Annotated in this window: 23 protein-coding genes; 9 read left to right on the top strand and 14 right to left on the bottom strand. The window is 66.4% G+C overall.

The window, feature by feature from the left end:
- The first annotated feature begins 92 nt into the window (after nt 1-92).
- From LPW26_RS13540 to LPW26_RS13525, 4 genes are read left to right on the top strand one after another with little or no spacing between them, the layout of a single operon-like run.
- The gene (locus LPW26_RS13540; RefSeq protein ID WP_238735905.1) at nt 93-1,709 is read left to right on the top strand and encodes an ABC transporter substrate-binding protein; all 1,617 of its coding nucleotides are present in this window, start codon (nt 93-95) and stop codon (nt 1,707-1,709) included.
- Between the two features lie 24 nt (nt 1,710-1,733).
- Nucleotides 1,734-2,711 carry an ABC transporter permease gene (locus LPW26_RS13535; protein ID WP_238735904.1) on the top strand — a complete coding sequence of 326 codons (978 nt, stop codon included), beginning with the start codon at nt 1,734-1,736 and terminating at the stop codon, nt 2,709-2,711.
- 4 nt (nt 2,712-2,715) lie between these two features.
- Nucleotides 2,716-3,546 carry an ABC transporter permease gene (locus LPW26_RS13530; RefSeq protein ID WP_238735903.1) on the top strand — a complete coding sequence of 277 codons (831 nt, stop codon included), beginning with the start codon at nt 2,716-2,718 and terminating at the stop codon, nt 3,544-3,546.
- Nucleotides 3,543-5,180, top strand: a complete 1,638-nt coding sequence (locus LPW26_RS13525) for an ABC transporter ATP-binding protein (protein ID WP_238735902.1) — start codon at nt 3,543-3,545, stop codon at nt 5,178-5,180. The genes LPW26_RS13530 and LPW26_RS13525 overlap by 4 nt, the downstream gene beginning before the upstream one ends.
- A 187-nt stretch (nt 5,181-5,367) precedes the next feature.
- Here LPW26_RS13525 and LPW26_RS13520 read toward each other — a convergent pair whose 3' ends face one another.
- Nucleotides 5,368-6,669: an NAD(P)/FAD-dependent oxidoreductase gene (locus tag LPW26_RS13520; protein WP_238735901.1), complete on the bottom strand. Its 1,302-nt coding sequence runs from the start codon at nt 6,667-6,669 to the stop codon at nt 5,368-5,370.
- Nucleotides 6,670-6,785: 116 nt separating this feature from the next.
- On the opposite strand from LPW26_RS13520, the gene LPW26_RS13515 reads away from it, so the two are divergent.
- Both LPW26_RS13515 and LPW26_RS13510 read left to right on the top strand, forming a co-directional pair.
- A complete protein-coding gene (locus LPW26_RS13515) occupies nt 6,786-7,643 on the top strand; it encodes a VOC family protein (protein ID WP_238735900.1) in 858 nt (285 codons plus the stop codon).
- Between the two features lie 137 nt (nt 7,644-7,780).
- Nucleotides 7,781-7,972 (top strand): hypothetical protein, encoded by a 192-nt coding sequence (locus LPW26_RS13510; protein ID WP_238735899.1) that lies wholly within the window; start codon nt 7,781-7,783, stop codon nt 7,970-7,972.
- 113 nt (nt 7,973-8,085) lie between these two features.
- Here LPW26_RS13510 and LPW26_RS13505 read toward each other — a convergent pair whose 3' ends face one another.
- The 4 genes from LPW26_RS13505 to LPW26_RS13490 all read right to left on the bottom strand — a co-directional run bounded on the left by LPW26_RS13505 (nt 8,086) and on the right by LPW26_RS13490 (nt 14,042).
- Nucleotides 8,086-9,405 (bottom strand): MFS transporter, encoded by a 1,320-nt coding sequence (locus LPW26_RS13505; RefSeq protein WP_406677550.1) that lies wholly within the window; start codon nt 9,403-9,405, stop codon nt 8,086-8,088.
- Between the two features lies 1 nt (nt 9,406).
- The gene (locus tag LPW26_RS13500) at nt 9,407-9,970 is read right to left on the bottom strand and encodes a PRC-barrel domain-containing protein (RefSeq protein ID WP_238735897.1); all 564 of its coding nucleotides are present in this window, start codon (nt 9,968-9,970) and stop codon (nt 9,407-9,409) included.
- Between the two features lie 45 nt (nt 9,971-10,015).
- Complete coding sequence (locus tag LPW26_RS13495; RefSeq protein ID WP_238735896.1) at nt 10,016-12,217, bottom strand: amylo-alpha-1,6-glucosidase; 2,202 nt, start codon at nt 12,215-12,217, stop codon at nt 10,016-10,018.
- Between the two features lie 67 nt (nt 12,218-12,284).
- Nucleotides 12,285-14,042, bottom strand: a complete 1,758-nt coding sequence (locus tag LPW26_RS13490) for an ABC transporter ATP-binding protein (protein WP_238735895.1) — start codon at nt 14,040-14,042, stop codon at nt 12,285-12,287.
- Between the two features lie 256 nt (nt 14,043-14,298).
- On the opposite strand from LPW26_RS13490, the gene LPW26_RS13485 reads away from it, so the two are divergent.
- Nucleotides 14,299-15,366: a glycosyltransferase family 4 protein gene (locus tag LPW26_RS13485; protein WP_238735894.1), complete on the top strand. Its 1,068-nt coding sequence runs from the start codon at nt 14,299-14,301 to the stop codon at nt 15,364-15,366.
- A gap of 54 nt (nt 15,367-15,420) precedes the next feature.
- Here LPW26_RS13485 and LPW26_RS13480 read toward each other — a convergent pair whose 3' ends face one another.
- From LPW26_RS13480 to LPW26_RS13455, 6 genes are all read right to left on the bottom strand, one after another.
- Nucleotides 15,421-16,407, bottom strand: coding sequence for a branched-chain amino acid ABC transporter permease (locus LPW26_RS13480; RefSeq protein WP_238735893.1), 987 nt, complete (start codon nt 16,405-16,407; stop codon nt 15,421-15,423).
- Nucleotides 16,404-17,267, bottom strand: a complete 864-nt coding sequence (locus tag LPW26_RS13475) for a branched-chain amino acid ABC transporter permease (RefSeq protein ID WP_238735892.1) — start codon at nt 17,265-17,267, stop codon at nt 16,404-16,406. Before LPW26_RS13475 ends, LPW26_RS13480 begins: the two co-directional genes overlap by 4 nt.
- Nucleotides 17,268-17,277: 10 nt before the next feature.
- The gene (locus LPW26_RS13470; RefSeq protein ID WP_238735891.1) at nt 17,278-17,982 is read right to left on the bottom strand and encodes an ABC transporter ATP-binding protein; all 705 of its coding nucleotides are present in this window, start codon (nt 17,980-17,982) and stop codon (nt 17,278-17,280) included.
- Nucleotides 17,975-18,694: an ABC transporter ATP-binding protein gene (locus LPW26_RS13465; protein WP_238735890.1), complete on the bottom strand. Its 720-nt coding sequence runs from the start codon at nt 18,692-18,694 to the stop codon at nt 17,975-17,977. The genes LPW26_RS13470 and LPW26_RS13465 overlap by 8 nt, the downstream gene beginning before the upstream one ends.
- A 3-nt stretch (nt 18,695-18,697) precedes the next feature.
- Nucleotides 18,698-19,942 (bottom strand): ABC transporter substrate-binding protein, encoded by a 1,245-nt coding sequence (locus LPW26_RS13460; RefSeq protein WP_238735889.1) that lies wholly within the window; start codon nt 19,940-19,942, stop codon nt 18,698-18,700.
- 89 nt (nt 19,943-20,031) lie between these two features.
- A complete protein-coding gene (locus LPW26_RS13455; RefSeq protein ID WP_238735888.1) occupies nt 20,032-20,910 on the bottom strand; it encodes a MaoC/PaaZ C-terminal domain-containing protein in 879 nt (292 codons plus the stop codon).
- 126 nt (nt 20,911-21,036) lie between these two features.
- Here LPW26_RS13455 and LPW26_RS13450 point away from each other — a divergent pair, with 126 nt between their 5' ends.
- On the top strand, nt 21,037-21,924 hold the full coding sequence (locus LPW26_RS13450) for an IclR family transcriptional regulator (protein ID WP_238735887.1): 888 nt from the start codon (nt 21,037-21,039) through the stop codon (nt 21,922-21,924).
- 184 nt (nt 21,925-22,108) lie between these two features.
- Here LPW26_RS13450 and LPW26_RS13445 read toward each other — a convergent pair whose 3' ends face one another.
- Nucleotides 22,109-23,665, bottom strand: coding sequence for a class I adenylate-forming enzyme family protein (locus LPW26_RS13445; RefSeq protein ID WP_238735886.1), 1,557 nt, complete (start codon nt 23,663-23,665; stop codon nt 22,109-22,111).
- Nucleotides 23,666-23,779: 114 nt separating this feature from the next.
- Here LPW26_RS13445 and LPW26_RS13440 point away from each other — a divergent pair, with 114 nt between their 5' ends.
- Entirely contained in the window at nt 23,780-24,580 is an 801-nt protein-coding gene (locus LPW26_RS13440; protein WP_238735885.1) for an enoyl-CoA hydratase/isomerase family protein, read from the top strand.
- 4 nt (nt 24,581-24,584) lie between these two features.
- Here the strand turns inward: LPW26_RS13440 and LPW26_RS13435 are convergent, their stop codons facing one another.
- Together LPW26_RS13435 and LPW26_RS13430 are read right to left on the bottom strand one after the other, a co-directional pair.
- Nucleotides 24,585-25,325: a thermonuclease family protein gene (locus LPW26_RS13435; protein ID WP_238735884.1), complete on the bottom strand. Its 741-nt coding sequence runs from the start codon at nt 25,323-25,325 to the stop codon at nt 24,585-24,587.
- A gap of 116 nt (nt 25,326-25,441) precedes the next feature.
- Entirely contained in the window at nt 25,442-25,762 is a 321-nt protein-coding gene (locus LPW26_RS13430; RefSeq protein ID WP_238735883.1) for a hypothetical protein, read from the bottom strand.
- Nucleotides 25,763-25,873 lie beyond the last annotated feature (111 nt).

Here is a 25,873-nt window from a genome sequence, read left to right as displayed (position 1 = left end):
GCTTGTCCGCTCAGAAAATGAAAATGGCTTGATCAGCCGCGGCGTCGTATCGTTTGATGATGCCGCCCCGCTCATTCCTGCCAGGAGACCGCATGGCCTTGTCGCGCTTCGAGATCAATCGCCGTACCATTCTGCTGACGTCGGCCGCGACCGCCGCCAATGTGATCAATCCGATGCGCGCCTTCGCGCAGGAGACGCCGCGCAAGGGCGGTGTCTTCAACGTCCATTACGGTGCGGAGCAGCGCCAGCTCAACCCGAGCCTGCAGGCCTCGACCGGCGTCTACATCATCGGCGGCAAGATCCAGGAGCCGCTGGTCGACCTCGACGCCGCCGGCAATCCGGTCGGTGTGCTGGCCGAGAGCTGGGAATCGACGCCGGATGGCAAGACCATCACCTTCAAGCTGCGCAAGGGCGTCACCTGGCACGACGGCAAGCCGTTCACCTCCGAGGACGTCGCCTTCACAGCGATGAACATGTGGAAGAAGATCCTCAACTACGGATCGACGCTGCAGCTCTTCCTCACCGCGGTCGACACCCCCGATCCGCAGACCGCGATCTTCCGCTACGAGCGGCCGATGCCGCTCAACCTGTTGCTGCGTGCGCTACCGGACCTCGGCTACATCTCGGCCAAGCACATCTACGAGACCGGCGACATCCGCCAGAACCCGGCCAACCTCGCGCCGATCGGCACCGGCCCGTTCAAGTTCAACAAATACGAGCGCGGCCAGTACATCATCGCCGACCGCAACGATAACTACTGGCGGCCGAATGCGCCCTATCTCGACCGCATCGTCTGGAAGGTGATCACCGACCGCGCCGCCGCCGCCGCGCAGCTCGAGGCCGGCGGGCTGCAGCTCAGCCCGTTCTCGGGCCTGACGATCTCCGACATGGCGCGGCTCGGCAAGGACAAGCGCTTCATCGTCTCGACCAAGGGCAACGAGGGCAACGCCCGCACCAACACCATCGAGTTCAATTTCCGCCGCAAGGAGCTGTCGGACATCCGCGTCCGCCGCGCCATCGCGCACGCCATCAACGTGCCGTTCTTCATCGAGAACTTCCTCGGCGATTTCGCCAAGCTCGGCACCGGCCCGATCCCCTCGACCTCGACCGACTTCTATCCGGGCCCGAACACCCCGCAATATCCCTACGACAAGAAGAAGGCGATCGCGCTGCTCGACGAGGCCGGGCTGAAGCCGGCCGCCGGCGGCAACCGGCTGTCGCTGCGGCTCCTGCCCGCGCCGTGGGGCGAGGACATCTCGCTGTGGGCGACCTTCATCCAGCAGTCGCTCGGCGAAGTCGGCATCCAGGTCGAGGTGGTGCGCAACGACGGCGGCGGCTTCCTCAAGCAGGTCTATGACGAGCACGCCTTCGACCTCGCCACCGGCTGGCATCAGTATCGCAACGATCCTGCCGTCTCGACCACCGTGTGGTATCGCTCCGGCCAGCCGAAGGGCGCGCCGTGGACCAACCAGTGGGGCTGGGAAGACCCGACGATCGACAAGATCATCGACGACGCGGCGACCGAGGTCGATCCGGCCAAGCGCAAGGCGCTGTATGCCGACTTCGTCACCCGCGCCAACACCGAGCTGCCGATCTGGATGCCGATCGAGCAATTGTTCGTCACGGTGATCACCGCGAAGGCACGCAATCACTCCAATACGCCGCGCTGGGCGTCATCGACCTGGCATGATCTTTGGCTGGCCGAATAGCGCCAACTCCGCCAAGATGAACGCATGCGTATCCTGAGCCTCGCGGGGCGGCGGCTCGCCGCCTCGATCCCGACCCTGTTTCTGATCCTGATCGGCATCTTCCTGCTGCTGCAATTCGCGCCGGGCGACACCGTCGACGCGATGATGGCGCAGATGGGCGGCGGCGATGCCGCCACCGCGCGCGAGCTGCGTAAATTCTACGGGCTCGATCTGTCGATCCCGCTGCAGCTCGGCCAGTATCTGTGGCGGCTGGTGCGGTTCGACCTCGGCTTCTCGTCGATCTACGGCAAGCCGGTGGCCACCGTGATCCTCGAGCGCCTGCCACCGACGCTGCTGCTGATGACCGCGTCGCTGTCGTTCGCGTTCTTCGCCGGCCTGGTGCTCGGCGTGATCGCTGCCCGCGGCGTCAACAAATGGCCCGACACGCTGATCTCGACGCTCGGGCTGATCTTCTACGCCACGCCGTCGTTCTGGTTCGGCCTGATGGCCATCGTGGTGTTCTCGGTCTATCTGCAATGGCTGCCGGCCGGCGGCTTCGAGGATATCGGCGCGGCCGCGACCGGCTTCGCGCGCACGCTCGACATCGCCGCGCATCTGGTGCTGCCGACGCTGACGCTCGGACTGATCTTTCTGGCGATCTATCTGCGCATCATGCGGGCCTCGATGCTGGAAGTGCTCAATCTCGATTTCGTCCGCACCGCCCGCGCCAAGGGGCTCGATGAGACCCGCATCGTCGTCCGCCACGTGCTGCGCAACGCCTTGCTGCCGATGGTGACGCTGATCGGCCTGCAGGCCGGCACCATGCTGGGCGGCTCGGTGGTGGTCGAGAGCGTGTTCTCGCTGCCGGGCCTCGGCCGGCTCGCCTATGAGTCGGTCGTGCAGCGTGACCTCAACACGCTGCTCGGCATCGTGTTCGTCTCGGCGCTGCTGGTGATCGCCGTCAACTTCCTGGTCGACCTGCTGTACGCGCGGCTCGACCCGCGCATCACCGCCGGGACTTGAGGCGATGGACGCGATCAAGCGCTACTTCCGCAGCCCCGCCGCCGTAGTCGGCCTGCTGTTGCTGCTGCTGATTGTCGCGATGGCGATCAGCGCGGGCTGGATCTATCCGCGCGACCCGCTGGCGCTCGCCGGCCGGCCGCTGATCTGGCCGTTCAGCAATCCGCGCTTCCTGCTCGGCACCGACAATTCCGGCCGCGACATCGCCGCGCAGATCTTCTACGGCGCGCGCATCGCGCTGTTGATCGGCGGCGCCGCCACGGCGATCGCGATCGTCATCGGCGTGCTGATCGGCGCCTTCGCGGGTTACTTCGGCGGCTGGGTCGACACCGTGCTGATGCGGATCACCGAAGCGTTCCAGATCCTGCCCAACTTCGTGCTGCTGCTGGTGCTGGTCGCGGTGTTCGGCTCGACGCTGACCACCGTGACGATCGCGGTCGGCATCGTGTCGTGGCCGGCGCCGGCGCGGCTGACGCGCGCCGAATTCCTGTCGCTGCGCAACCGCGAATTCGTGCAGGCCGGCCGCACCCTCGGCATGAAGGATCTGCAACTGATCCTCGGCGAGATCCTGCCCAACGCACTGCCGCCGGTGATCGTCTATGCCAGCGTGGTGATGGCGGTGGCGATCCTGCTCGAAAGCGCGCTGGCGTTCCTGCGATTGTCAGACCCCAACGTCGCCTCTTGGGGCAATCTGATCGGGCTCGGCCGCGACGTGCTGCGCGTGCAGTGGTACGTCGCGGCGATCCCCGGCATCGCCATCCTGATCACCGTGCTGGCGGTGTCGCTGGTCGGTCAGGGCCTCAACGACGCGCTCAATCCGAGGCTGAAGGGACGATGACGGAAAGCAAGCCCGCCGTCCTGACGCTCGACAAGCTGAGCGTCCGGCTGCCCACCGGCGCCGACCGCACGCATGCGGTGCAGGGCGCCTCGCTGACGATCGCCGCCAATGAAATCCTCTGCGTGGTCGGCGAGTCCGGCTCCGGCAAGTCGATCATGGCGAATGCCGTGATGCAGCTGTTGCCCGGCGGCGTCGCGATCGACGGCGGCCGCGTGCTGTTCGAGGGCCGCGATCTCGCGCAGGCCAGCGCCGCCGAGATGCGCGCCGTGCGCGGCGCCGGCATCGCCATGGTGTTCCAGGAGCCGATGACGGCGCTCAACCCGCTGCGCCCGATCGGCGATCAGATCGGTGAGATGTTTCGCATCCACACCGATCTGTCGAAGAAAGAGATTCGCGCCAAGGTGCTGGCGCTGCTCCAGGACGTCCGCATTCCCGATCCGCAGCGCGCCGCCGACGCCTATCCGCACGAACTCTCCGGCGGCCAGCGCCAGCGCGCGATGATCGCGATGGCGCTGGCGCTCGATCCAAAGCTGCTGATTGCCGACGAGCCGACCACCGCGCTCGACGTCACCACGCAGGCGCAGATCCTGACGCTGATCCGCGAACTGCAGAGCCGCCGCAACACCGCGGTGCTGTTCATCACCCACGATTTCGGCGTCGTCGCCGAGATCGCCGATCGTGTCGTGGTGATGCAGCACGGCGTGATCGTCGAACAGGGCGCGGCCGACGACGTGCTGCACCGGCCGCAGCATGCTTACACGCGGCAACTGATCGCCGCGGTGCCGCCGCTGACCGCGCCGCCGCCGCGTCCGATCGCGGCCGACACCATCCTGAGCATCGACAACGTGTCGAAGACGTTTCGCACCGGCGGCTTCCTCGGCCGCGGCGCCCGCGTCACCGATGCGGTGAAGGCGGTGTCGCTGAATCTGCCGCGCGGCGCCACGCTCGGCATCGTCGGCGAAAGCGGCTCCGGCAAGTCGACGCTGGCGCGCTGCATCATCCGGCTGCTCGATCCCGATAGCGGCTCGATCCTGCTCGAGGGCCGCGACTGGGCGACGATGCCGCGCGAAGACGTACGCCGCGAGACGCGGCACATGCAGATGGTGTTTCAGGACCCGTTCGCCTCGCTCAACCCGCGGCACAAGGCCGAGGAATTAGTTGCGCAAGGCCCGATCATCCACGGCACGCCGCGCAAGCAGGCGATCGCCGAGGCGCGCGAGCTGTTCGCGCTGGTCGGACTCGATCCATCGGCCGGCGACCGCCTGCCGCACGAATTCTCCGGCGGCCAGCGCCAGCGCATCGGGCTCGCCCGCGCACTGGCGCTGAAGCCGGACGTGCTGATCGCCGACGAAGCGGTGTCGGCGCTCGACGTCTCGGTCCAGGCCCAGGTGCTGAAGCTGCTCGCGAGCTTGCGCGAACGGCTCGGCCTGTCGATCATCTTCATCACCCACGACCTGCGCGTCGCCGCGCAGATCTGCGACCTCGTCGCGGTGATGAAGGACGGCGCAGTCGTCGAGCACGGCCCCGCGGGCGAGGTCTTCAACACGCCGAAGCATCCGTATACGCAGGCCCTGCTGGCCTCGATCCCCGGCGGGGATTTTGCGCGGAGCCATGCGGTGGAACCGGCACAATAGGCCGGCCATAGTAAAGTAGGATGGGTTGAGCGCAGCGAAACCATTGGTCAGACAGAGCGCGCCTATGATGGGTTTCGCTACGCTCAACCCATCCTACGAAGCCGGCATCTACTGATACAGGCAATAAGTGCGCGGCAGGACGTGGAAGCCCGAGCATGACGGGCAAAAGTGGACGCGTAGCCGCTGACTACGCGATCTCCTTGCTGTCGCGGCGCCGGTACAGCACCATCATCAGCGGGGCGAAGGGGCGGAGGAGTTCGTTGGCGGGGATCGGGGTCGGTTCGGTGAAGGGCAGCGCCAGTTCGCTGTCCGGCACGCCGCGGACCGCCTTTGACAGCTCATCGCCGAGCGCGATCGACAGCGCGACGCCGCGGCCGTTGCAGCCGGTCCAGCCGTAGGCGTTGGGGCCGAGGCGGTGGATGTGCGGCAGATAGTCGGTGGTCATGCCGATGAAGCCGTTCCAGACGTAGTCGAACCGGACCTCGCCGATCTGTGGCCACAGGCTCTGCAGCCGCTTGCCGACCCGCGCCCGCAAGGTCGCGATCTGGTTGAACGGCCGGATGATCGCGCCGCCGGTGACGAAGCGGTTGCGAGCGTCGAAGCGGCCGAAGATCAGCTCGCCATGGGTGTCCGACATCGCCTGCCGGCCCGGGATCATGCTCTTGCGGACATTGTCACTGAGCGGCTGTGTCGCCATCTGCCACGACCGCACCGGCATCACCTCGCTGGCGATCGCCGGCGCCAGCGTTTTGGCGAATTCGCCCGTATAGGCATTGCTGGCGACCACGAGCGCGCGGCCGCTGATCTGTCCCTGCGCGGTCTTGACGATCCAGCGGTCACCGCTTCGCTCGATGCTCACCGCCGGCGAGCGTGCGAAGATCCGGCCGCCCTGTGCCACAACGGTCCGCGCCAGCCCGCGGGCCAGCGCCAGCGGATTGATGTGGCCGCCGGTCCGGTTCCAAAAGCCGCCGAACCAGGCGTCGGAGCCGAGCATGTCGCGCACCTGCTCGCGCGACAACAGCTCGACCGGCGCGCCGAATTTCGACCATTGCCGAAAGCGGCGCTCGGCAATCTTGATGCGGCCCGGCGAATGCACCGGCTGCACCCAGCCGTTCTGCTCCTGCTCGGCGTCGATGCCGTGGCGCTTTGCGACATCGAACAGGATCGAGGCGCTGTCGCGGATCAGCCCGACCAGCCGCTCGCCGGCGGCGGCGTGCTTGGCGACGATGTCGTCCGGATCGGGCCGCGACAGCGTCGGGATCACCTGGCCGTTGTTGCGGCCCGACGCGCCCCAGCCGGGCTCGGCGGCCTCGATCACCGCGACGTCGACGCCGGCCTCGCGCAGATGCAGCGCCGTCGACAGCCCGCTGAAGCCGCCTCCGATCACCACCACGTCGGCCACCTCCGTGCCGCGCAGCTCCGGCAGATCGGGCCCCGGCGGCGTCACCGCGGCCCACAGCGAATCCGGCCAGCGTACTTCGGCAGTCATCTTCGGTCCTTCCATCGATTCGATCGCCCCCGTCCTGCCTGCGACCTGCGTCGGGTTGCGGCGGCGGAACGATCTGGCTAGCCTACCCTGCAAGAGTCTTGGGGAGCAAAGTCAGCGTGTCACTGCAATACGTCGTCGGAATCGATCATGCCGTGGTCATGGTCAAGGATCTGGATGCGGCTGCGGCCAATTGGCAGCGGCTCGGCTTTACGTTGTCGCCGCGCGGCACGCACAGCCCGGCGCTCGGCTCCGGCAATTACACCATCATGTTCGGGCACGACTACATCGAGCTGCTCGGCGTCCTGACCCCGACCGAGCACAACGCGCCGAGCCGCGCCTTCCTCGCCGAACGTGGCGACGGCATCGAGCGGATCGCCTTCACCACCACGGATGCCGCCAAGGGCGCTGACGAGCTGCGCGACCTCGGCCTCGATGCGGTCGGCCCGATCGATTTCGGCCGGCCGGTGCCGTTGCCGGGCGGCGGCGAAGGCGAAGCACGCTTCAGCATCTTCCAGTGGCCGCTGACCGAGTCGCCCGCCGGGCTGCGCATCTTCGCCTGCCAGCACCACACCCGCGACACCGTGTGGATTCCCGAGCTGCAGCAGCATGCCAATCACGCCACCGGGCTGGTGCGGGTGCTGATCACCGCGCCGCGGCCGGAAAGCGACGCGCGGCACATGGTGCGGCTGACCGAGGGCGAGCAATATTCGGAGCCGGACGGCAGCGTCGTGGTGCCGTCCGGCGAAGGCCGCGCCGAGCTCGTCTTCCTGTCGCGCGACACGCTGGCGCAGCAATATCCCGGCGTTTCGCTCGATGGCGTACCGGAGCGCGGCGGCGCCGGGCTGATCATCGCGGTGGATGATCTCGCCGCGGCCGCACAGGCGGCGGGCGCAGCAGGCGTAACGCTCGGCGACCGCGTCGTGGTGAAGCCGAGCGCCGCCAACGGGGTGCTGCTGGTTTTCGTGCAACGTTGAGATTTTAAAGACAAACCTCAGGAACGATTTCCCGGTCCGTCGCGTTTCAGCGCCGTCGAGATGTTCGACGGTCTGAAGCGTGCCGGCACCCTTGGGGGCGCCGTTTCCGGGGGCGCTGGCTTGGCCAGCGAGGGTTGATGTCCGACGCCTACGTTATCGAAGTGAGCTCACGCACCGCCGGCATCGTCGTTCGCGATGGACGCAACTTCTGCTTCCACGCCGCCCACCGCGACTTCCACAGCCTCGAACGCCGCACCTTCGCGTCACTGGTCGCCGCCCAGAAGGCGGCAAAGTCCTGCGCCGAGCAGATCCGCAAGCTGATGGGCTGAAGCCGCTCTCGTTCGTCATTGCAAGCGAAGAGAAGCAATCCAGAAGCGCCGAGCATGGCGCTTCTGGATTGCTTCGTCGCTGCGCTCCTCGCAATGACGGCGTGCGTGCGGACTTAGCCCTCAGCCTTCTCCGGCTCGACCCGGCGCGTTTCCGGCATCAGCAGCCACACCACCGTCAGGCCGAGCGCCGCCACGCAGGCGAGGCCGAGGAAGGCTGCGTGGCTGCCGAATTTGTCGGCGATCAGGCCGGCCAGGACGTTGCTGAGCGAGGCGCCGATGCCGCCGGCGGTGCCGACCACGCCCTGGGCGAAGCTGAAATGTCCGCTGCCGAACGCGACGTCCGCAATGATCAGCGGCACCAGGACGGCGAACACCGCGGCGGTGACGCCGTCGAACAGCTGCACCGCGACCAGCAGATACGGATCCGTCACCGTCGAGAACAGCACGCCGCGGATCGCCAGCGCACCGAAGCCGGCGAACAGCAGCGGCTTGCGGCCGATCGACTGCGCCCACCGGCCTACCCTGGGCGAGAACAGCGCGACGATCGCCTGCGGCACGACGATACAGAACGCGATCAGCGCCGGTGCCGAATCGCTGGAGCGCGAGGTGACGGCGCTCGCCATCAGCGGCAGCATCGCCGCATTGGCGAGCTGCAGCATCAGCATCGCGGCCGCGAACACCAGCAGCGGGCGCTGCCGCAGCAAATTCGCCAGATCGGAAAACCGGAAGGCCGGCCCCTCATCGCGCCGCACGGCGCCATGGGCCTGGGCGGAATCGATTTCCTGGCCGCGAATCCGCGACAGCGCGATCAGCGTCGGGATCACCAGCAGGCACGTCACCAGAAACACCGAGCGACTCGACAACAGATAACCGGCGGTGCCCATCACCGCCGCGGCAACGCCGTTGCCGAGCGAGGCGCAGCGCGCGTTGCGGCCGAGCCGCTCGCCGATCAGATAGGGCCCGACCAGCCCGAGGCTGATCGCCGCGATCGAGGGGCCGAGCACGCAGCTTGCGGCCGCATGCAGCGTCGCCGCCGCCATCACCACCGGGAAGATCGGCAGCAGCGCATAGGCCAGCGCCGCGACGCCGATCGCCGCCACCGCGGCGCCGGCGACCTTGCGCTCATCCTTGGCCGCATCGACGATCGCACCGCCGGGCATCTGGCCGATCAGCCCGATGATGCCGCCGACCGACAACACCAGGCCGATCTCGACCTGGGTCCATTTCTGCGTAGTGAGATAGACCGCGATGAACGGGCCGAAGCCGGTCTGCACGTCGGCGAGGAAAAAGATAAACCAGTCCAGCCCGCGCTGGCTCTGCTGCGACGGCGTGCGGGACTCCGGCGGCTGCACCGGCTCGTCGCCGGGCGGCGCGGCTGGCCCAAGCGAGTGCGGGCCGTGGCCGGCTCCGCGGTCGGGAAGCGGCGCGCTCAGCCTACTTCTCCGGCCCGAACTCGAGCGGCGACAGCTTGCCGGATGCGCCGAGCACCACGACCGATTGCTCGTCCTTGTATTCCGGCGCAGCGCGCACCTGATCGCGCGTGAGCGCGAGCGTGACCTTGTCTTCCTTCTTGGCGATGGTGCTGAACTTCAGCGCGGTCCAATCGACCGCGATCTTGCGACTGCCGACGCCCAGAAAGCCGCCGAAGTCGATGATGGCGGCGCGGGTCTTGCCCTCTTTGTCGACCACGATGTCGACGATGCGGCCCATGTCTTCATCGGCGGCGCTACGTACCTCGCGGCCGAGCACCCCGCGGGCGTCCTCCGGACTGATCACGGTCACGGTCGGCGGATCGCTCTTTGCTGTCGCAGATGATTTGACCGGCTCGGCCGGTTTGGCAGGCTCGGCCTGCTTCGCAGGCTCAGCCGGTTTGGCTGGCTCGACCTGTTTGGCCGGCTCTGCGGACTTCGCAGGATCGGCCGGATCGGCGCGCAGGCCGGCCGAGACGACGCTGGTGATCACCACCATGGCGAACGCAGTACTGAACCGGATGTGCATCGAGCCTCCCCCGCGGCGACGGTGTCGCCGCGTTCCTACGAATGTCTACCGAGACAACACGATCGAAACCTGAATGCGCCCATCGGTGCGCAGCACTTCCATCGACACGCCGTCGCCGTGCCGGCGCACCCGCAGATCGATGCTGGATGCACCGATCCGCAAATCGCGGAGCACCACGTCGTTTAGAAACGCCGGCAGCCGCGGATTGACCAAGCGAATCTCGTGCCGGTCGGCATCGAACTGGATGCCGAGCGCGGCTTCGAGCAGCGTGAACGGCGTCGCGCTGGCCCAGGCCTGCGGCGCGCAGGCGACCGGATACAGCGTCGGACCGCGGCGCCGCTCGCGCTGGAAGCCGCAGAACAGTTCCGGCAGCCGGCGCAACTCCATGTAGCTCGCGGCGTCGAACAGGCCCTTGAACACGTTCTCGACCGCAGCCTTGAAACCGTAGCGCGCCAGGCCGAGCGCGATCAGCGCGTTGTCGTGCGGCCAGATCGAACCGTCGTGATACGACATCGGATTGTAACGCGCCTCGCCGCAGGCGATGGTGCGGATGCCCCAACCCGAGAAGAAGTGCGGCCGCATCAGATCGGTCGCGACCAGCCGGGCGCGATCCTGCCGGACGATACCTGTGAACAGCAACTGCCCGGCGTTGGAACTACGGACCTTGCACGGCCGCTTGGCGCCGTCGAGCGCAAGCGCGTAGGTACCAAGCTCCTCGCACCAGAACCAACGCTCGAACTGCGACGCCAGCTTGTCGGCCTGCTCTTCGAGCTGATCGGCGCGGTCGGCGTGGCCGAGCCGTCGTGCGCACATCGCGGCAAGCCGCTTGCCGGCGAACACGTAGCCCTGCACTTCGGCGAGTGCGATATTGCCCTCGGCAAGCTTGCCGTCGGCGTGGAAGATCGCGTCGTAAGAATCCTTCCAGCCCTGGTTCTGCAGGCCCTGATCGGTCGCGCGCTGATACTCGACGAAGCCGTCACGGTCCGGATCGCCCGGGCCGTCGATCCAGCCGAGCGCCTTCTCGATCGCCGGCCACAGCTCCTTCAGCGTGGTGTCGTCGCCGGTGCGCTGGACATACAGGCCTGCGAGCATCACGAACAGCGGGGTCGAATCGACGCTGCCGTAATACTGCGCGAACGGCACCTCGCGCAGCGCCGCCATCTCGCCGCCGCGCATCTCGTGCAGGATCTTGCCGGGCTCGGCGTCGTTGAGCGGATCGACCGTCGTGGCCTGATAGGCGGCGAGCCGGCGCAGCACGCCGCGGGCGACGCGTGGGTCGATCCACAGCATCTGCAGCGCGGTGATCAGTCCGTCACGGCCGAATGTCGTCGAGTACCAGGGAATGCCCGCATAGGGGTAGCGGCCCTGCGCGGTCTCCGTCGTCAGGATGTTGAGGTCGGCCATGGACCGGCACAGCACCTCGTTGAAGATGTCGTTCGAGGTCGCGATGGTGGTGCCGCCCGAGGTGGTCTCCCGCATCTCGCGCCGATGCGCGAGCAGGCTGCGGAAAAACGGCATCAGCTTCTGCGACGCCGGCTTGTTGCAGCTCACGGCGATGAAGACGGACGCGGTCTGCTGCGGCGCGAGCGTGATGTGGAAGACCGCGCGCCCCGCCTTCAGCTGCGCCGGCTGGGGATCGAAATGGACGGTGGTGCTACGCGTGACCTTGTCGAGGCCGCGATAATCGAGCGTGACGTCGGATGGAGATGCACGGCGGCTGAGGAATTCACCGCGCTTGGGTCGCACGCTGCCGCGGACTTCGAACAGATCGGCGAAGTCGTTGTCGAAGTCGAGCGTCAGATCGAGGCTGGCCTCGACGTCGCCGTGATTCTGCAATCCGATCCGCTGAAACGCCGTGCCGCGCCACAGGAAGATCGTGCGCACGATGTGGAGCAGATCCTTGGCCAGCACGAGCCGGCCGTCGCGATAGATGTCCGGATTGGTGAGGTCGACGGTGAGGACCGAGTTGTCGTCGCGCAGATTCGAGCCGAGCAGCAGCGGCTGGACATCATCGAGCCGCAACTGCAACCGCGCCAGATAGCGCGTGTCGGCGTGAAACAGTCCGTCGGTGCCGCCGGCCGAGGCGCCGATATCTCCGTGGCTGTCCAGCACCAGGAACGTGTCGTCATGTTTCAGCGCCGTGCGCGGGCGGGCCGCGGGGCCGATCATCGGAATGTAGAACGGCGATTCGGATGCGGGCGCCTGCTCGTCGGCGGGCGCGGGATGCGAGATGACGTCAGAGAACATTGATCGACCCTATCGGCTGCTGATCGCACGGCGGGTGCCGCGCGATGCTGACGCATCATTCGGAACGTCAGGCGGCATGCGTAGCCAGACGGCTGATCTCACGCGCAACGAGTTCACGATACGGGCCCTGGCCCTGCATCAGCCGATCCGGCGGCCCCTCCTCGATGATCTTGCCGCCCTGCAGCAGGACGACGCGATCGAAATTGCGCAGCGTTGCCAAACGGTGCGCGATAGCGATCACCGTACGCCCATGCATCAGCCGAGCCAATGCTTCGCGGATGGCTTCTTCGGATTCCGAGTCGAGCGCCGCAGTGGCTTCGTCGAGCAGCAGGATCGGAGCGTCCTTGAGGAACGCGCGGGCGATCGCCAGCCGCTGTCGCTGTCCGCCCGATAGCTTGACACCGCGGTCGCCCACCATGGTGTCGAGCCCTTCGGGCAGCGTTTCGACGAAATCGCAGCGCGCCGCGATCGCTGCGCGAAGCACCTCTTCGTCACTCGCGCCGGGGCGGCCGTAACGGATGTTGTCACGAATCGAGCGCTGGAACAGTGAGATGTCCTGCGGCACCACCGAGATCGCGTCCCGCAGGCTGTGCTGAGTGACGCGCGAGATATCCTGCCCGTCAATCGTCACGCTGCCGTCCTGCACGTCGTAGAACCGCTGTAGCAGAACGAATAACGTTGACTTGCCGCCACCCGAGGCGCCCACTAATCCGACACGTTCGCCGGCATTGAGGCGCAGCGTGAAGCGATCGAACACTTTCGATCCGCCCGGATACTGGAAGGAGACATTATTAAACGAGATCGCCGCGCCGGCCCGCACCAGCGGCTCGGCCTCGGGATGATCGCTGAGTTCATGCGGCACCAGCAGCGTCGCGACTGCCTCGGACAGCCGGGCAACGTGCTGAGTCACGTCGACCAGTGCCACGGCGAGATCCCGTGTGGCATGGAGAATCGACAGGCCCAGCGTGCAGATCAGCACCACGTCGCCGGTCGACGCGCCGCCACGCTGCCACAATTGAATGGCCCAGGCGAGCAGCGCGACAGTGAGGATCACGGTGATCACCGCATGCAGCAGGCGCAGCCGCTCCAGATAGCGCAGACTACGGCCGCGCGCGTTCACTTCGAGATTCACCGTGTTCTCGAACCGCGCATGCTCGTAGCCCAGCCCGCAGAATGCGCGTACCAGCGGCATGTTGTTGATGACGTCGACCATTTCTCCGTCGACCGTGGCAGCCTTGTCGGCGAACTCGTCGTGCAGCGGCTTGCCGTCGGCGGCGAGCTTGAACACCAGCGCCATCAGCAGCGCTGCCGCGACCGACAGGGCCAGCGCCATTTGCATACTGACGGTGGAGATCAGCGCGATCGCCAGGAATGTGGCGACGAATGGCGGCAACACGTTCCAGACGAACATGTTCTCGATGGTGAACACTGCATTTGAGGTGGCGGTGATCCGGCTCGACAGCATGCCGGGGAGACGATCGGAGAAGTAACTCGGCGCATGGCCGGTCAGATGCCGGAACATATCGCGCCGCAGATCGGCCGTGACGGCGGGAAATGTGAAGCTCGCAACCCAACTTGCGACGCGCCACAACAGATTATCGGCGGCAATCAGCGAGACCAGGAAGACGAATCCGAGCCACACTGCGCCCGAGCGTCCACCACTCAGTCCATCGACCAGATACTTGACGCCGTATTGCGTGCCGACAGAACAGGCAACTGCCAGTAGAACGCACAACAGAATGATCAGATGTGTGCCCGGTCTTTGGCGCACGTAGCGCAAAATGAAGGCAAAGGGACGACGCGAGTACCCCGATAGAGAGTCCATAAAAGTCCGCCTCCGCAACGCATCTTCGCCAAGGTCACGAGCGATAGATCACTACGCTACCAGCCGCCGCCTTGTTCCATCCTACTCACATCGCAACAGGCCATCTGGATGTGGCACCAACGAGACGGGAACATGGAAGAAGCAAGTGTTCCGAAGGAACTTCGCATCTGCGAAACTGTTCCTTACGCGATCGCGGCAATGCCGGTGCCACACGATTGATGCTTTGTCCTCACATCAAAACACGGGAGACTGGTCAATGCGCATTGCGCAGGTTGCTCCGCTGACGGAGGCGATCCCGCCGAAGCTTTATGGCGGCACGGAAAGAGTCGTGCATTGGTTGACCGAAGAGCTGGTGGCTCTCGGACATGACGTCACGCTGTTCGCCAGCGGCGACTCGACGACGTCGGCGAAGCTTGAGTCCACCTGGCCGCGCGCATTGCGGCTCGACGGTGCCGTGCGTGATCCAAACGCCCTGCATATGGTGATGCTGGAACAAGTACGACGGCGTTGTGACAACGAAGAGTTCGACCTCATCCACTTCCATCTCGATTACTATCCGTGGTCGCTATTTCATCGGCAGCCCACTCCCTTCATCACCACGCTGCACGGCCGCCTCGATCTGCCCGAACATCAACCGGTGTTCTCGACGTTCTCGGATGTTCCGGTCGTCTCGATTTCGGATTCGCAGCGGCGCCCCGTGCCGAAGGCGAACTGGATCAGCACGATCCATCACGGTCTGCCGGCCGATCTGCTGACGCCGCTGGTTCGAAAGCCGGAATATCTCGCCGTGCTGGGCCGGATCGCACCCGAGAAGGGCGTCGACCGCGCCATTCGGATCGCCATCCGGGCCGATATCCCGCTCAAGATCGCCGCCAAGGTCGACCGCGCCGACCAGGACTATTTCGAGCAGGTGATCGAGCCGATGCTGCATCACCCGCTGATCGAGTTTATCGGCGAGATCGGCGATCAGCAGAAGTCGGAGTTCCTCAGCGGCGCGCTGGGCCTGCTGCTGCCGTTGGACTGGCCGGAGCCGTTCGGCCTGGTGATGATCGAGTCGATGGCCTGCGGCGCGCCCGTGATCGCCTATAACCGCGGCTCGGTGCCCGAAATCATCGAATCCGGGCTGACCGGCTTCATCGTCGAAGACGAAACCAGTGCGGTTGCCGCCGTGCATCAGTTGCAGGATCTCGACCGCTCGGCGATTCGCGCGCGGTTCGAGGAGCGCTTCACGGCGCGACGGATGGCGCTGGATTATCTGACGGCCTATCGTAGCCTGGTCGCCAAGGCGACGCCGCCGCGAATCAAGCTGGTGTCAGGCGAGTAACCGCCTCTACAACTCTGGCAGACGAAATCGGCGCGGGTCATCCGCGCCGATTTTTTATGTCGCGGCTGGCCGGCGACGGCGCAGCAACTTCTCGAACAGCGGCAGCAGCCCGCGCGGCGTCACCAGGATCACCGCGATCACCACCACGCCGTAGATGAAGTAATGCAGCCCGGGCACCGCGCCGCCGAGCTGCCCGCGCAGCACCTCGCCGAGCGGCACCAGCAGCAGTGCGCCGAGTGCGGGGCCGAAGGCGCGGCCGAGCCCGCCGACGGTGGCGAACAGCACGATCTCGATGGTGATGGTGGGCGACGCCAACTGATACGGATCGGCGAAGGTGAGATAGCGGACGTAGCAGGTGCCGACGATCGAGGTCAGCACCGCCGAGATCGTCATCGCGGTGATCTTGTGGCGCAGCACATCGACGCCGATCGCCTGCGCGGCCTTCTCGTTGTCGCGGATGGTGCGCAGATAATAGCCGAGCGGCGCATTGAGGATGGCGACGTTGATCAGCACGATCACCGCCGACAGCCCGAGCATCACCCAATACGCCCCCTGCACCCCGCCGAACTGGAACGCCAGCACATCGCCGGTGTCGCGCGGCAGCAGCAGGCCGGAGGCGCCGCCGAGAAACTCCCAGCCTTCGACAACGATCGCCGCCATCTCGGCAAACGCCAGCGTGATCAGTACGAACGACAGATGGCCGAGCTGAAACCGGAAGTCGATCCACGCAATGATCGCGCCGAGCGCGCCGGCGACCGCCGCAGAGATCACCAGCCCGGCCCACATATTGATCCCGAACTTGACCTGCAGCGCCGCCGCCAGCATCGCGCCGGTGCCGATGAACAGGCTGTGCGCCAGCGAGATCTGTCCGGCCATGCCGCCGACGATGTTCCACGCCGAGGCCAGCGCCACATAGACCAGCGCGATGGTGAGGATGTGCAGATAATAGCTGTTCAGCGCCAACGGCACCGACGCCGCCAGCAGCAACAGCACCCACAGGGCGGGCGACGCCAGCGTCTTATAGAAGCCGTCGTTGATCATGACGTCCTCCAGGTCAGACCCTGCGGACGGAACAGCATGATCAGCACGAAGATCGCATAGGGCACCAGCCGGCCGAGCGCGTCCGAAATGTAGACAGTGCCGAAGGCTTCGGCGAGCCCGATGACGAGGCCGCTGAGCATGATGCTGACGAAGTTGGTCATGCCGCCGAGCACGACGATCAGCAAAGTGATCACGGTGTATTGCAGCCCCTGCGTCGGCTGGATCGGCGTGCCGGGCAGCAGCAGCGCGGCCGCGACCGCCAGAATGGCGACGCCGATCGCGAAGGTGACGACCTGGACACGGCCGACATCGACCCCCATCAGCGCGGCGGCGCGCGCGTTCTGATGCACGGCGCGGATCGAGCGGCCGAAATCGGTCGAGCGCAGCATCACGTAGAGACCGATCGCCATCGCGAAGGCGACCACGCAGGCGATCACATTCGGCATCCGCAGCACGACGTCGCCCAGAATGATCAGCTTCGACTCGACCACCGACGGCACCCGCGCCGGCTGGCCGCCGAACACCATGAGAATGCCGTTCTGCAGCAGCAGGCTGAGGCCGAGCGTGAGCTGGACGATCATCAGGAACTGATGCCCGGCCATCGGCCGCAGCAGGAAGCGATAGACCAGCGCGCCGATCACCGCCATCACCGGGATGGTGATCACCGCCGAGACGTAGGGGTCCATCGCAAAGGCGGAGAACAACGCCAGCGACATGAACATCGCCAGCGAGATGAAATCGCCATGTGCGAAGTTGACGATGCCGCTGACGCCGTAGACCAGCCCCATCCCCAGCGCGAGCAGCCCGTAAGTGCTGCCGATCAGAACGCCTTGTGCCAAGGCCTGCCAGAATTCGCTCACGTCGTTCTCCTCACAGACCCAGATATGCCTGCCGCGTGCGCGGATCGTCCCTGACGACATCGGCATCGCCCTCGACGGCGATCTGCCCGCGTTCGAGCACGTAGCAGCGCTGCGCATGGCGCAGCGTCAGATTGAGATTCTGTTCGACCAGCAGCATGGTCAGCCCGTCCTTGTGCAGCCGGTCGATGATCTCGAAAATGTACTGCACGAACAGCGGCGACAGGCCGAGCGACGGCTCGTCGAGCATCAGCACGCGCGCCTCGGCCATCAGCCCGCGGCCGATCGCCAGCATCTGCTGCTCGCCGCCGGACAGCGTACCGGCCGCCTGCGTCAGCCGCTCCTTGAGCCGCGGAAACAGCTCGAGCACCTTCTCCATCTGCGCCGGCCGATGCGGCCGCGCGCGATCGCAGAAGCCGCCGAGCAGCAGATTCTCGCGGATACTCATCTCCGGAAACACCAGCCGCCCCTCGGGCACCTGGATGATGCCGAGCTCGACACGCTCGCGCGCGCTGGCGCGGGTGACGTCCTGCCCCTCGAACAAAATGCGCCCGGACATCGGCGGCACCAGGCCCGACAGGCAATTGATCAGCGTGGTCTTGCCGGCATTGTTGGCGCCGAGCAGGCCGACGATCTCGCCGGCCGCGAGCCGCACCGTGACGTCGCGCAGCATCGGCGCGCCGCCATAGCCCGCGACCAGACCTTCGACCTCAAGCATCGAGGTGCTCCCCGAAATACGCGTCGATGACTTTCTGATCCTTGATGATCGAATCCGGCGTGCCTTCGGCAATTTTCTCGCCGAAATTGACCACCACCATCCGGGTCGCCATCCGCATGATCACCGGCATCACGTGCTCGACCATCACGATGGTGACGCCGGAGCGGTTGAGCTCGCGGATGATCTGCATCGGCGCCTCGGTCTCGGCCATGGTGAGACCGGCCATCACCTCGTCGAGCAGGATGCATTGCGGATCGGTGGCGACGCATTTGGCGACTTCGAGCAGCTTCTTGTCCTGCAGCGACAGCGTCGCCGGCGTCTCGTCCAGCTTGCCGCCGAGGCCGACGCGGGTCAGCACCGCGGCGGCGTAGTCGGTTGCCTCGCGGATCGGACGGCGCGTCAGCGCGGCCGTGGTCACGACCTCGAGCGTCGTCATGTCGGCGAAGGTCTGGACGATCTGGAAGCTGCGCACCAGGCCGCGCCGCGTCAGCCGGTCCGGCGAGATCCCGGTGATGCGCTGACCGTCGAACCGCACCTCGCCGCTCGACGGCGGCGTGAAGCCGGAGATGACGCCGAACAGCGTCGTCTTGCCGGCGCCGTTCGGGCCGATGATGCCGAGGATCTCGCCACGCTCGACGGCGAAGCTCACGTCGTTGAGCGCAAGCAGACCGCCGAACCGCTTACTGACATTGTCGACTTCGAGGAGCGCCACGGCTCAGCTCTTCGGGCGCGGCGCGACCTGCGCGAATTCCTTCGGGAACACGACCTCCTGCGATTGATCCGGCATCCACTGCACCATCATCGCCGTGCCGTCCTTGAGCAGGCGATCGTCGGCGAATTGCAGCCCCTTCGGCTTGGCGACGTAGAGATCCGGATCGCCGAACGGGATCTCGAACCCCTTGAACGATTCGAGCAGCGCCGCCGGCTCCAGCGACGACGCCTTTTCAAGCACGCGCTGCAGCACGCGGGCGCCCTGCGCGTATTGGATCGCGCCCTGGCCGATGCGGTCGAGTTTGGCGACGTCGCGCAGCTCGGCGATGATCTTCTGCATCGAGTCGATCTTGGCGCCCGGGCTGAAGCCGGTCATCGCGAACAGATTGCGCGTCAGCACCGCCTTGCCGATCTCGGGGCCGAGATCCTTCCACAGCGACAGATCCGAGTAGCCGCCGGTGCCGCCGATGAACAGGCTGTTGTGATAGTTGAGATTGTAGCGCGCCTGATGCAGCAGGATGCCGTCGCGCGGCGTCACCAGGCCGGTGACGATATCGGGCTTCAGCGAGCGGACGCGGATCATCGCCGAGGTCTGGTCCTGCGCCTTGGTGTCGAGCGGCGCTTCGCCGATCACCTCGATGCCGCTGGCCTTCAGCTTCTCGACCAGGAACTTGTTGACCTGCTGGCCGGCCTCGTAGTTCGAGTAGCTCATCACCGCGGTCTTGATCGGGAATTTGCTGTCGTCGCGCAGCGACTTGATGAAGTCGTGCATCGACTGCGCGTAGCCGCGATCATAAGGATAGCCGAGCGAGAACATGTAGCTGGAGTGCGCGCCGCCGGCCCAGATCGACAGCGTCGGCACCTTCAGTTCGTCGAGCACCGGCGTCAGCGCCAGCATCTGAGCGCTGAGGATGGTGCCGGTCAGCAGTTGCACCTTCTCCTCGGTGATCAGGCGCCGCGCCTCGGTGGCGGTGCGCGCCGGCTGGCTGGTGTCGTCGGCCTGGATCAGCTGAATCTTGGCGCCGTCCTTGCTCTTGATGCCGCCGCCGTCGTTGATCTTCTTGATGACGTATTCGAACGCCGGCTGACCTTCCTGCGCGTAGGCGGCCAGACCGCCGCTCATCGAATTGATCACGCCGACCTTGATCGGCGGCGGCGCCGCGTTGGCGTTGCGAATCCACGGGGCCGCGACGGTGCCGAGCATCACACCAGTGGCGCCGATACCGAATGAGCGACGGGAAATGGACAAGCGCGTTCCTCCTGGTTGTTATTTGGTTCGCGGCGAGCGCCGCTTTATCGACGACCCGTCCGCGGCTTCGCTGCGGACGGCATTGCGGCTCAGGCCGAGGCGATGGTCGCCGCGCCGTTGTTGATCACCACGATATCGCGCTCGGCCACCTTGGCGCGGAACGAGACTTGCGCCTCGCCGTCGTTCCAGACTTCGGTGACGACGGTTTCACCCGGATAGACCGGCGAGCTGAAGCGCACCTGCATTTTCACCAGCCGCTTCGGATCATCGTCGCAGCACAGTTCGACCAGCGCGCGGCAGACCACGCCGAAGGTGCACAGGCCGTGCAGGATGGGTTTGTCGAAGCCGGCCTTGCGTGCCACCTCGGGATCTGCGTGTAACGGGTTGTAGTCGCCGGACAGCCGATAGATCAGCGCGGCGCGCGGCGAGGTTTCGATCCGCGATTGCAGATCGGGCGCGCGCTCCGGCAGCGGGTGCGGCGCCGGCAGCGGACCCGACGGGCCGCCGAAGCCGCCGTCACCGCGCAGCATGGTGGTCGAGGTCAGCCGGCACAGCAATTCGCCGCTGGCCTTGTCGACAACGTCACGCTCGGACAGCAGCACCGCGCCCTTGCCGGCGCCCTTGTCGAACAGGCCGGTGACGCGCGAACGGCCGACCACCGCGCCCTTCGGCGGCAGCGGCTTGAAGATCTCGAAGCCCTGTTCGCCGTGCAGCACCTTGCGCCAGTCGACGCCGGTCTCGTCATTGCCGAGCCAGAATCCCGGATAGCCGAGCACGACCGCCATCGACGGCAGCACCTGCAGGTCCTGCTCGTAGACATAACGTAATTGTCTGGCGTCGAGCGGCTCGGCGCCGAGCCCCAGCCCCAGCCCCAGCCCCAGCGCGTACAACATGGTGTCGCGCTCGGTGTAGGACTGCTCGATCTCGGGAATGGGCCAGTCGCGCAGCCGCGTCGGGTCAATCGCCATCGGGGAGTTTCCTCATTGTATTTTTGCGACAACTTGCCACCCGGGCGGGGCTCGCACAATATGCGAAATCGATTTTCGCAAATGTTTTGATCTGCCGCCGCTGCGGCCGAGCTTCCGGAGCCGCCGATGACCACCGGTAAATCGCGCCGCCCGACCAAGCCCAGCCGGGCCCCGGCGGCCAAGAAAACCACCGCGCGCAACGACCAGGCGATGCAACGCGCCTCGCGGCGGCCGCGCGCCGAGCCGGCGGACGACGCCGGGCGAATGTTCGTGTCCGCACTCGCCCGCGGCCTCGACGTGCTCGGCGCGTTTCGCGCCGGCGACCGCGCGCTCGGCAATCTCGAACTCGCCGAGCGCACCGGCCTGCCCAAGCCGACGATCTCGCGGATGACGCACACGCTGATCCAGCTCGGTTATCTGACCTACGAGCCGCGTTCGGCGACCTATCAGCTCGGCGCACGCGCGCTGGCGCTGAGCTACGCGGCGCTGGCCAATCTCGACGTCCGCAAGGCGGCGCTGCCGATCATGACCCGACTGGCCGAAGACAGCCAGCTGCATGTCGGGCTCGGCACCCGCGAGCGGCTGACGATGCTGAACATCGAAAGCTGCGAAAGCGACGCGCTGATCGGGCTGCGGCTGCCGCCCGGCTCGCGCGTGCCGATCGCCACGACCTCGCTCGGCAGAGCTTATCTCGCGGTGATTGGCGAGGACGAGCGCAGTGCACTGCTCGACGAGTTGCGTGCGCATCACGGCACCGACTGGCCGAAGCTCGAAAAGGCGATCGCGCGCTCGACGCGGGAGATCGCCAAGCGCGGCTTCTGTGTCTCGACCGGCGAATGGCGCAAGGATATCAACGCCGTTGGCGCCGCGATCGTGCCGCCGAACGGCGGCCCGGTCTACGCGTTGAGTTTTGGCGGCCCGGCCTATCTGGTGTCGCAGCAGCAGCTCGTCGAAAGACACGGCCCCGCTTTGGCACACGCCGCGAAAGCGATCAGCGCGGCGCTGGGCGGGTGACGTTGCCTGCCGTGATACTCCGCCGAAGTCAAAGTCACGGCCTCTCCCTGTCATTGCGAGCGAAGCGAAGCAATCCAGGTCCGTGCACGGGGCTGGATTGCTTCGTCGCGGAGCCTGCGCTCGGACGGCGCGTAGCGCCGATCCGGGTGCTCCGCGCAATGACGACCGTTGTCAGCTGCCAACCTCAATTCACCCGTCGATCCTGATCGGCCCAATACGGTGCGCGTAGCGCGGCCTTGTTGACCTTGTTGACGCTCGACAGCGGTAGCGGTTCGTCGCGGAAGTCTATGCTGCGCGGCACCTTGTAGTCGGCGATCGCGGCGCGGCAGAACGCCATCAGCTCGTCGGCGGTGAGCGCGGCGCCAGGCTTGCGCACCACCACGGCATGAACGGTCTCGCCCCACTTCGGATGCGGGATGCCGATCACCGCGCATTGCGCAACGTCCGGATGCGCGGCGATCGCGTTCTCGACCTCGATCGAGTACACGTTCTCGCCGCCCGAAATGATCATGTCCTTGATGCGATCGGAGATGTACAAATAGCCGTCGGCGTCGAACGCGCCGGAATCGCCGGTGTGCATCCAGCCGCCGCGCAGCGTCTGAGCGGTTAGCTCCGGCTTGCGCCAATAGCCCATCATCACCATCGGGCCGCGCACCAAAATCTCGCCGACCTCGCCATGCGGCAACTCGCGATCCTCGGCATCGGCGATCTTCACCTCCGCCGAGACGATCGGCCGGCCGGCGGAGCGCAGCCGGTGCCGCGGCGCCGACGGCAGATGATCGTCGGGCGTCAGAATGGTCGCGACCGGAGACAGCTCGGTCATGCCGTAGGACTGGCCGAAGCGGATGTTGGGAAACCGCCGCAGGCATTCCTGCAGCACCGGCTCCGGCATCGGCGACGCGCCGTAAGTAATCAGCTTCAGACTGGACAGATCGTAGCGCTCGATATCCGGCGATTGCAGGATCATGCCCAGCATGGTCGGCACGAAGGTCGCCACCGTCACCTTGTGACGGCTGATGGCGCCCAGCACATCGGCCGGCGTGAAGCGTGGAATCACCACGTGCCGACCGCCCATGATCGACGTCGTGTAGACGCGCGCGCCGGCGCCGAGATGAAACAGCGGCCCGGCATGCAACGACACGGTGTGCTCGTCGAAGCCGAACGCCATCGCGGTCACCACCGCGTTGACCCAGAGATTGCGATGGCTGAGCATCACGCCCTTGGCGCGCCCGGTGGTGCCGCCGGTGTAGAACAGGCACGCGAGGTCCTCACCGCCGCGTCCGGCATCGACGCAGGGCGGCGTGTCGGCAATCAGCTCTTCGTAATTGTAGACATGCGGCACCCCTACCACCGGCGCATCCGCGATCACGTCGCGCAGCGACGGGCAGGCATCTGATAGTTGCACCGCGGTGTCGAGGAAGCTGCCGTCGCAGATCAGCAGCGATGGTTCGGCATCGGTGATCTGCTCGATCATCTCCGGCAGCGCGAAGCGCGAATTGACCGGCACCACCACGCCGCCGGCCCACAGCACCGCAAAGTAGCTCTCCACATACCCGCCGCCATTCGCCGCCAGGATCGCAACGCGGTCGCCCGCCGCGAGGCCGAGCCGCTGCAACGCAGCGGCGACACGCGCGATGCGGTCCTGTAAGTCGCCATGGCTGAAGCTGCGCTCCGCCGTCACCAGCGCGGTCTCGTGCGCGCGAAAGGAAGCGGCCTTGCGGAGGCCCGCGGTGAGCTGCATGAATTTCCGTCCCGTGGTGTCTTGTCGTTTGCGCAATCCTAGCATTGCGAAAATCGATTTCGCAAACACCGCCGCGATGTTCTAAGCTGCAGCAAACAGCAAAGGGATGGGAACATGTCAGCCGAAACAGCCGGCCACGATGCCGTGATCTTCGAACGCCGCGACGCCGTGATGATCGTCCGGCTCAACAGCCCGGCCAGCCGCAACGCGTTGCAGCCCGCCGTCAAACATCAGCTCGAAACCCGCATTCCGGAATTGCTCGCCGACCCGTCGGTGCGCTGCCTGGTGATCACCGGCACCGGACAATCGTTCTGTGCCGGCGGCGATATCAGCAACATGGCCGATCGCGGCGCGCCGCAGGTGCGCCAGCGCATGCAGGTGACACACAATTGGGCGCAGCGACTGCTGACCGCCGAGAAGCCGGTGATCGCCGCGGTGAACGGCTCCGCCGCCGGCGCCGGCTTCTCGCTGGCCTTGTTGTGCGACATCGTGCTGATGTCGGATCAGGCGTATTTCCGCGCCGCCTTTCCGGGCCTTGGCGCCGCGCCGGATCTCGGCCTGGCGCTGACGCTGCCGCGCGCGATCGGCGCGATGCGGGCCAAGGACATCCTGCTCACCAACCGCCGCGTCGAGGCCGAGGAGGCACTGACGCTCGGCATCGCCAAGCGTGTGGTGCCGGCGGGCGAGCTGTTGGACACCGCGACGGCGCTCGCCGCCGAGCTCGCTGCCGGACCGGCGACATCGCTGGGGCTGACCAAGATGCTGGTCAACGGCGCGTTCACGCCGATCGAGCAGTTCTTCGCGCTGGAAGCCTTCGCTCAGGGCGTGGCGTTCGGCAGCGACGAATTCGCCGAGGGCGTCGCGGCGTTTCTCGGCAAGCGCAAGCCGGACTTCAAGGCGCAGCGCGGATCGTGAGGGATCAGCGCTTGGCGCCGCTCCGGCAGTTGTAGGCCTTGCGGAACCCGGCCGCACGGGCATCGTCCTCTGAGCAGAACCAGCGGTTCGGCTTTTCGAGGCTGGCGTAGCTCGGGCAGCCGCGCAACTGATAGACGCCGACATTGCCGGTGAGCCGCGCCCGCTTGGCGAGCCTGCCCTTGATCGTGCAGCCATCCGGCATCGGCGGCATATCAAGGAACATCAGGTCGAGCATCGCCGTCTTGCGATCGTCGCGGCACGCGGCGCCGAGCAGCGGCGCGGTTTTGTCCCAGCGGCGGAAGCTTTGCGGGGCGACGAAGCAGCCTCGCCACAGCGCCAGCCGCTCGCCCTTGGCCTTGGCTTCGTCGGCCGCGAACCGGCCTTTCGGGTCGGCATTCAGCGCCAGCCCAGCCTGCACCAGTCGCTGGCCGAGGCTGATGCTGTCGCCGGCAATCGTGCAGGCGCCTGTCCGCCGGCCGCTGAACATCGGATCCGCCCCGAGATCGCGGCAGGTCACGGCGCGGCCGGCGATCAACTTCACCACCGCGTCGCGGGTCTCGACACCGCAGGCCGACGGATCGGCGAATTCATTGATGCAGCGCTGATCGAGTTCCGGCGCGTCGATGCCCTCGAGCCGGTAGGTGACGCCGCCGAGCTGCACCGTCGCCGCATCCTTGACGATGAGTTCGGCCGCCACCGCCGGCGTTCCGACCAGCAACGCCAGCACCAAAATGACCGCAAACATCCCTGCCCTCTCGCCTCAGCCACGCCCATGGCCGCCAGCGGCGGCTGTGACGTAGCTATAGCGCGATTCCGGGCGGGCGCAGCAGCGATCGTGCAGCGTCCAGAGGGGCGCGAAGATCAGTAGTCGTAGTCGCGGATGACCGAATCCCAGAACGACGGCGGCGGGGTCCGGCGCCATTCGCCGACCGGAGCGTAGCGCGGTCCGCAGCCGCCGCAACTGCCGGTCGGAACCAGGCGCTGCACATATTGCGGCGGCGCCTCGACCCAGATCACCGGCGGCGCCTGCGGAATGCCGATCGGCCGCGGCGCATAGACCACGTGGGGACGGTGAGCCGGCCGATAGCTCTCCCGGTAGGGCGCCGGATAGTCGGCGGCCATCGCCCACGAAGAGGTCACGACACTCGCCAGCAGCGGCAACATCAGTTTGACTAGACGCACAACGCAACTCCACACCCGACCACTGCGCGAGCGTCGCACGAGATGGTAAACAAAGCCTGCAGCGCCGCCGCCGCCGGCCCGGGTGTTCACGCATGGGTCGAACCGAGCCAG

Origin of the sequence: Rhodopseudomonas infernalis (assembly GCF_022271405.1) — a bacterium.
Classification (GTDB): Bacteria; Pseudomonadota; Alphaproteobacteria; order Rhizobiales; family Xanthobacteraceae; genus Rhodopseudomonas; species Rhodopseudomonas infernalis.
This window is presented reverse-complemented; position numbering and strand designations above follow the sequence as displayed.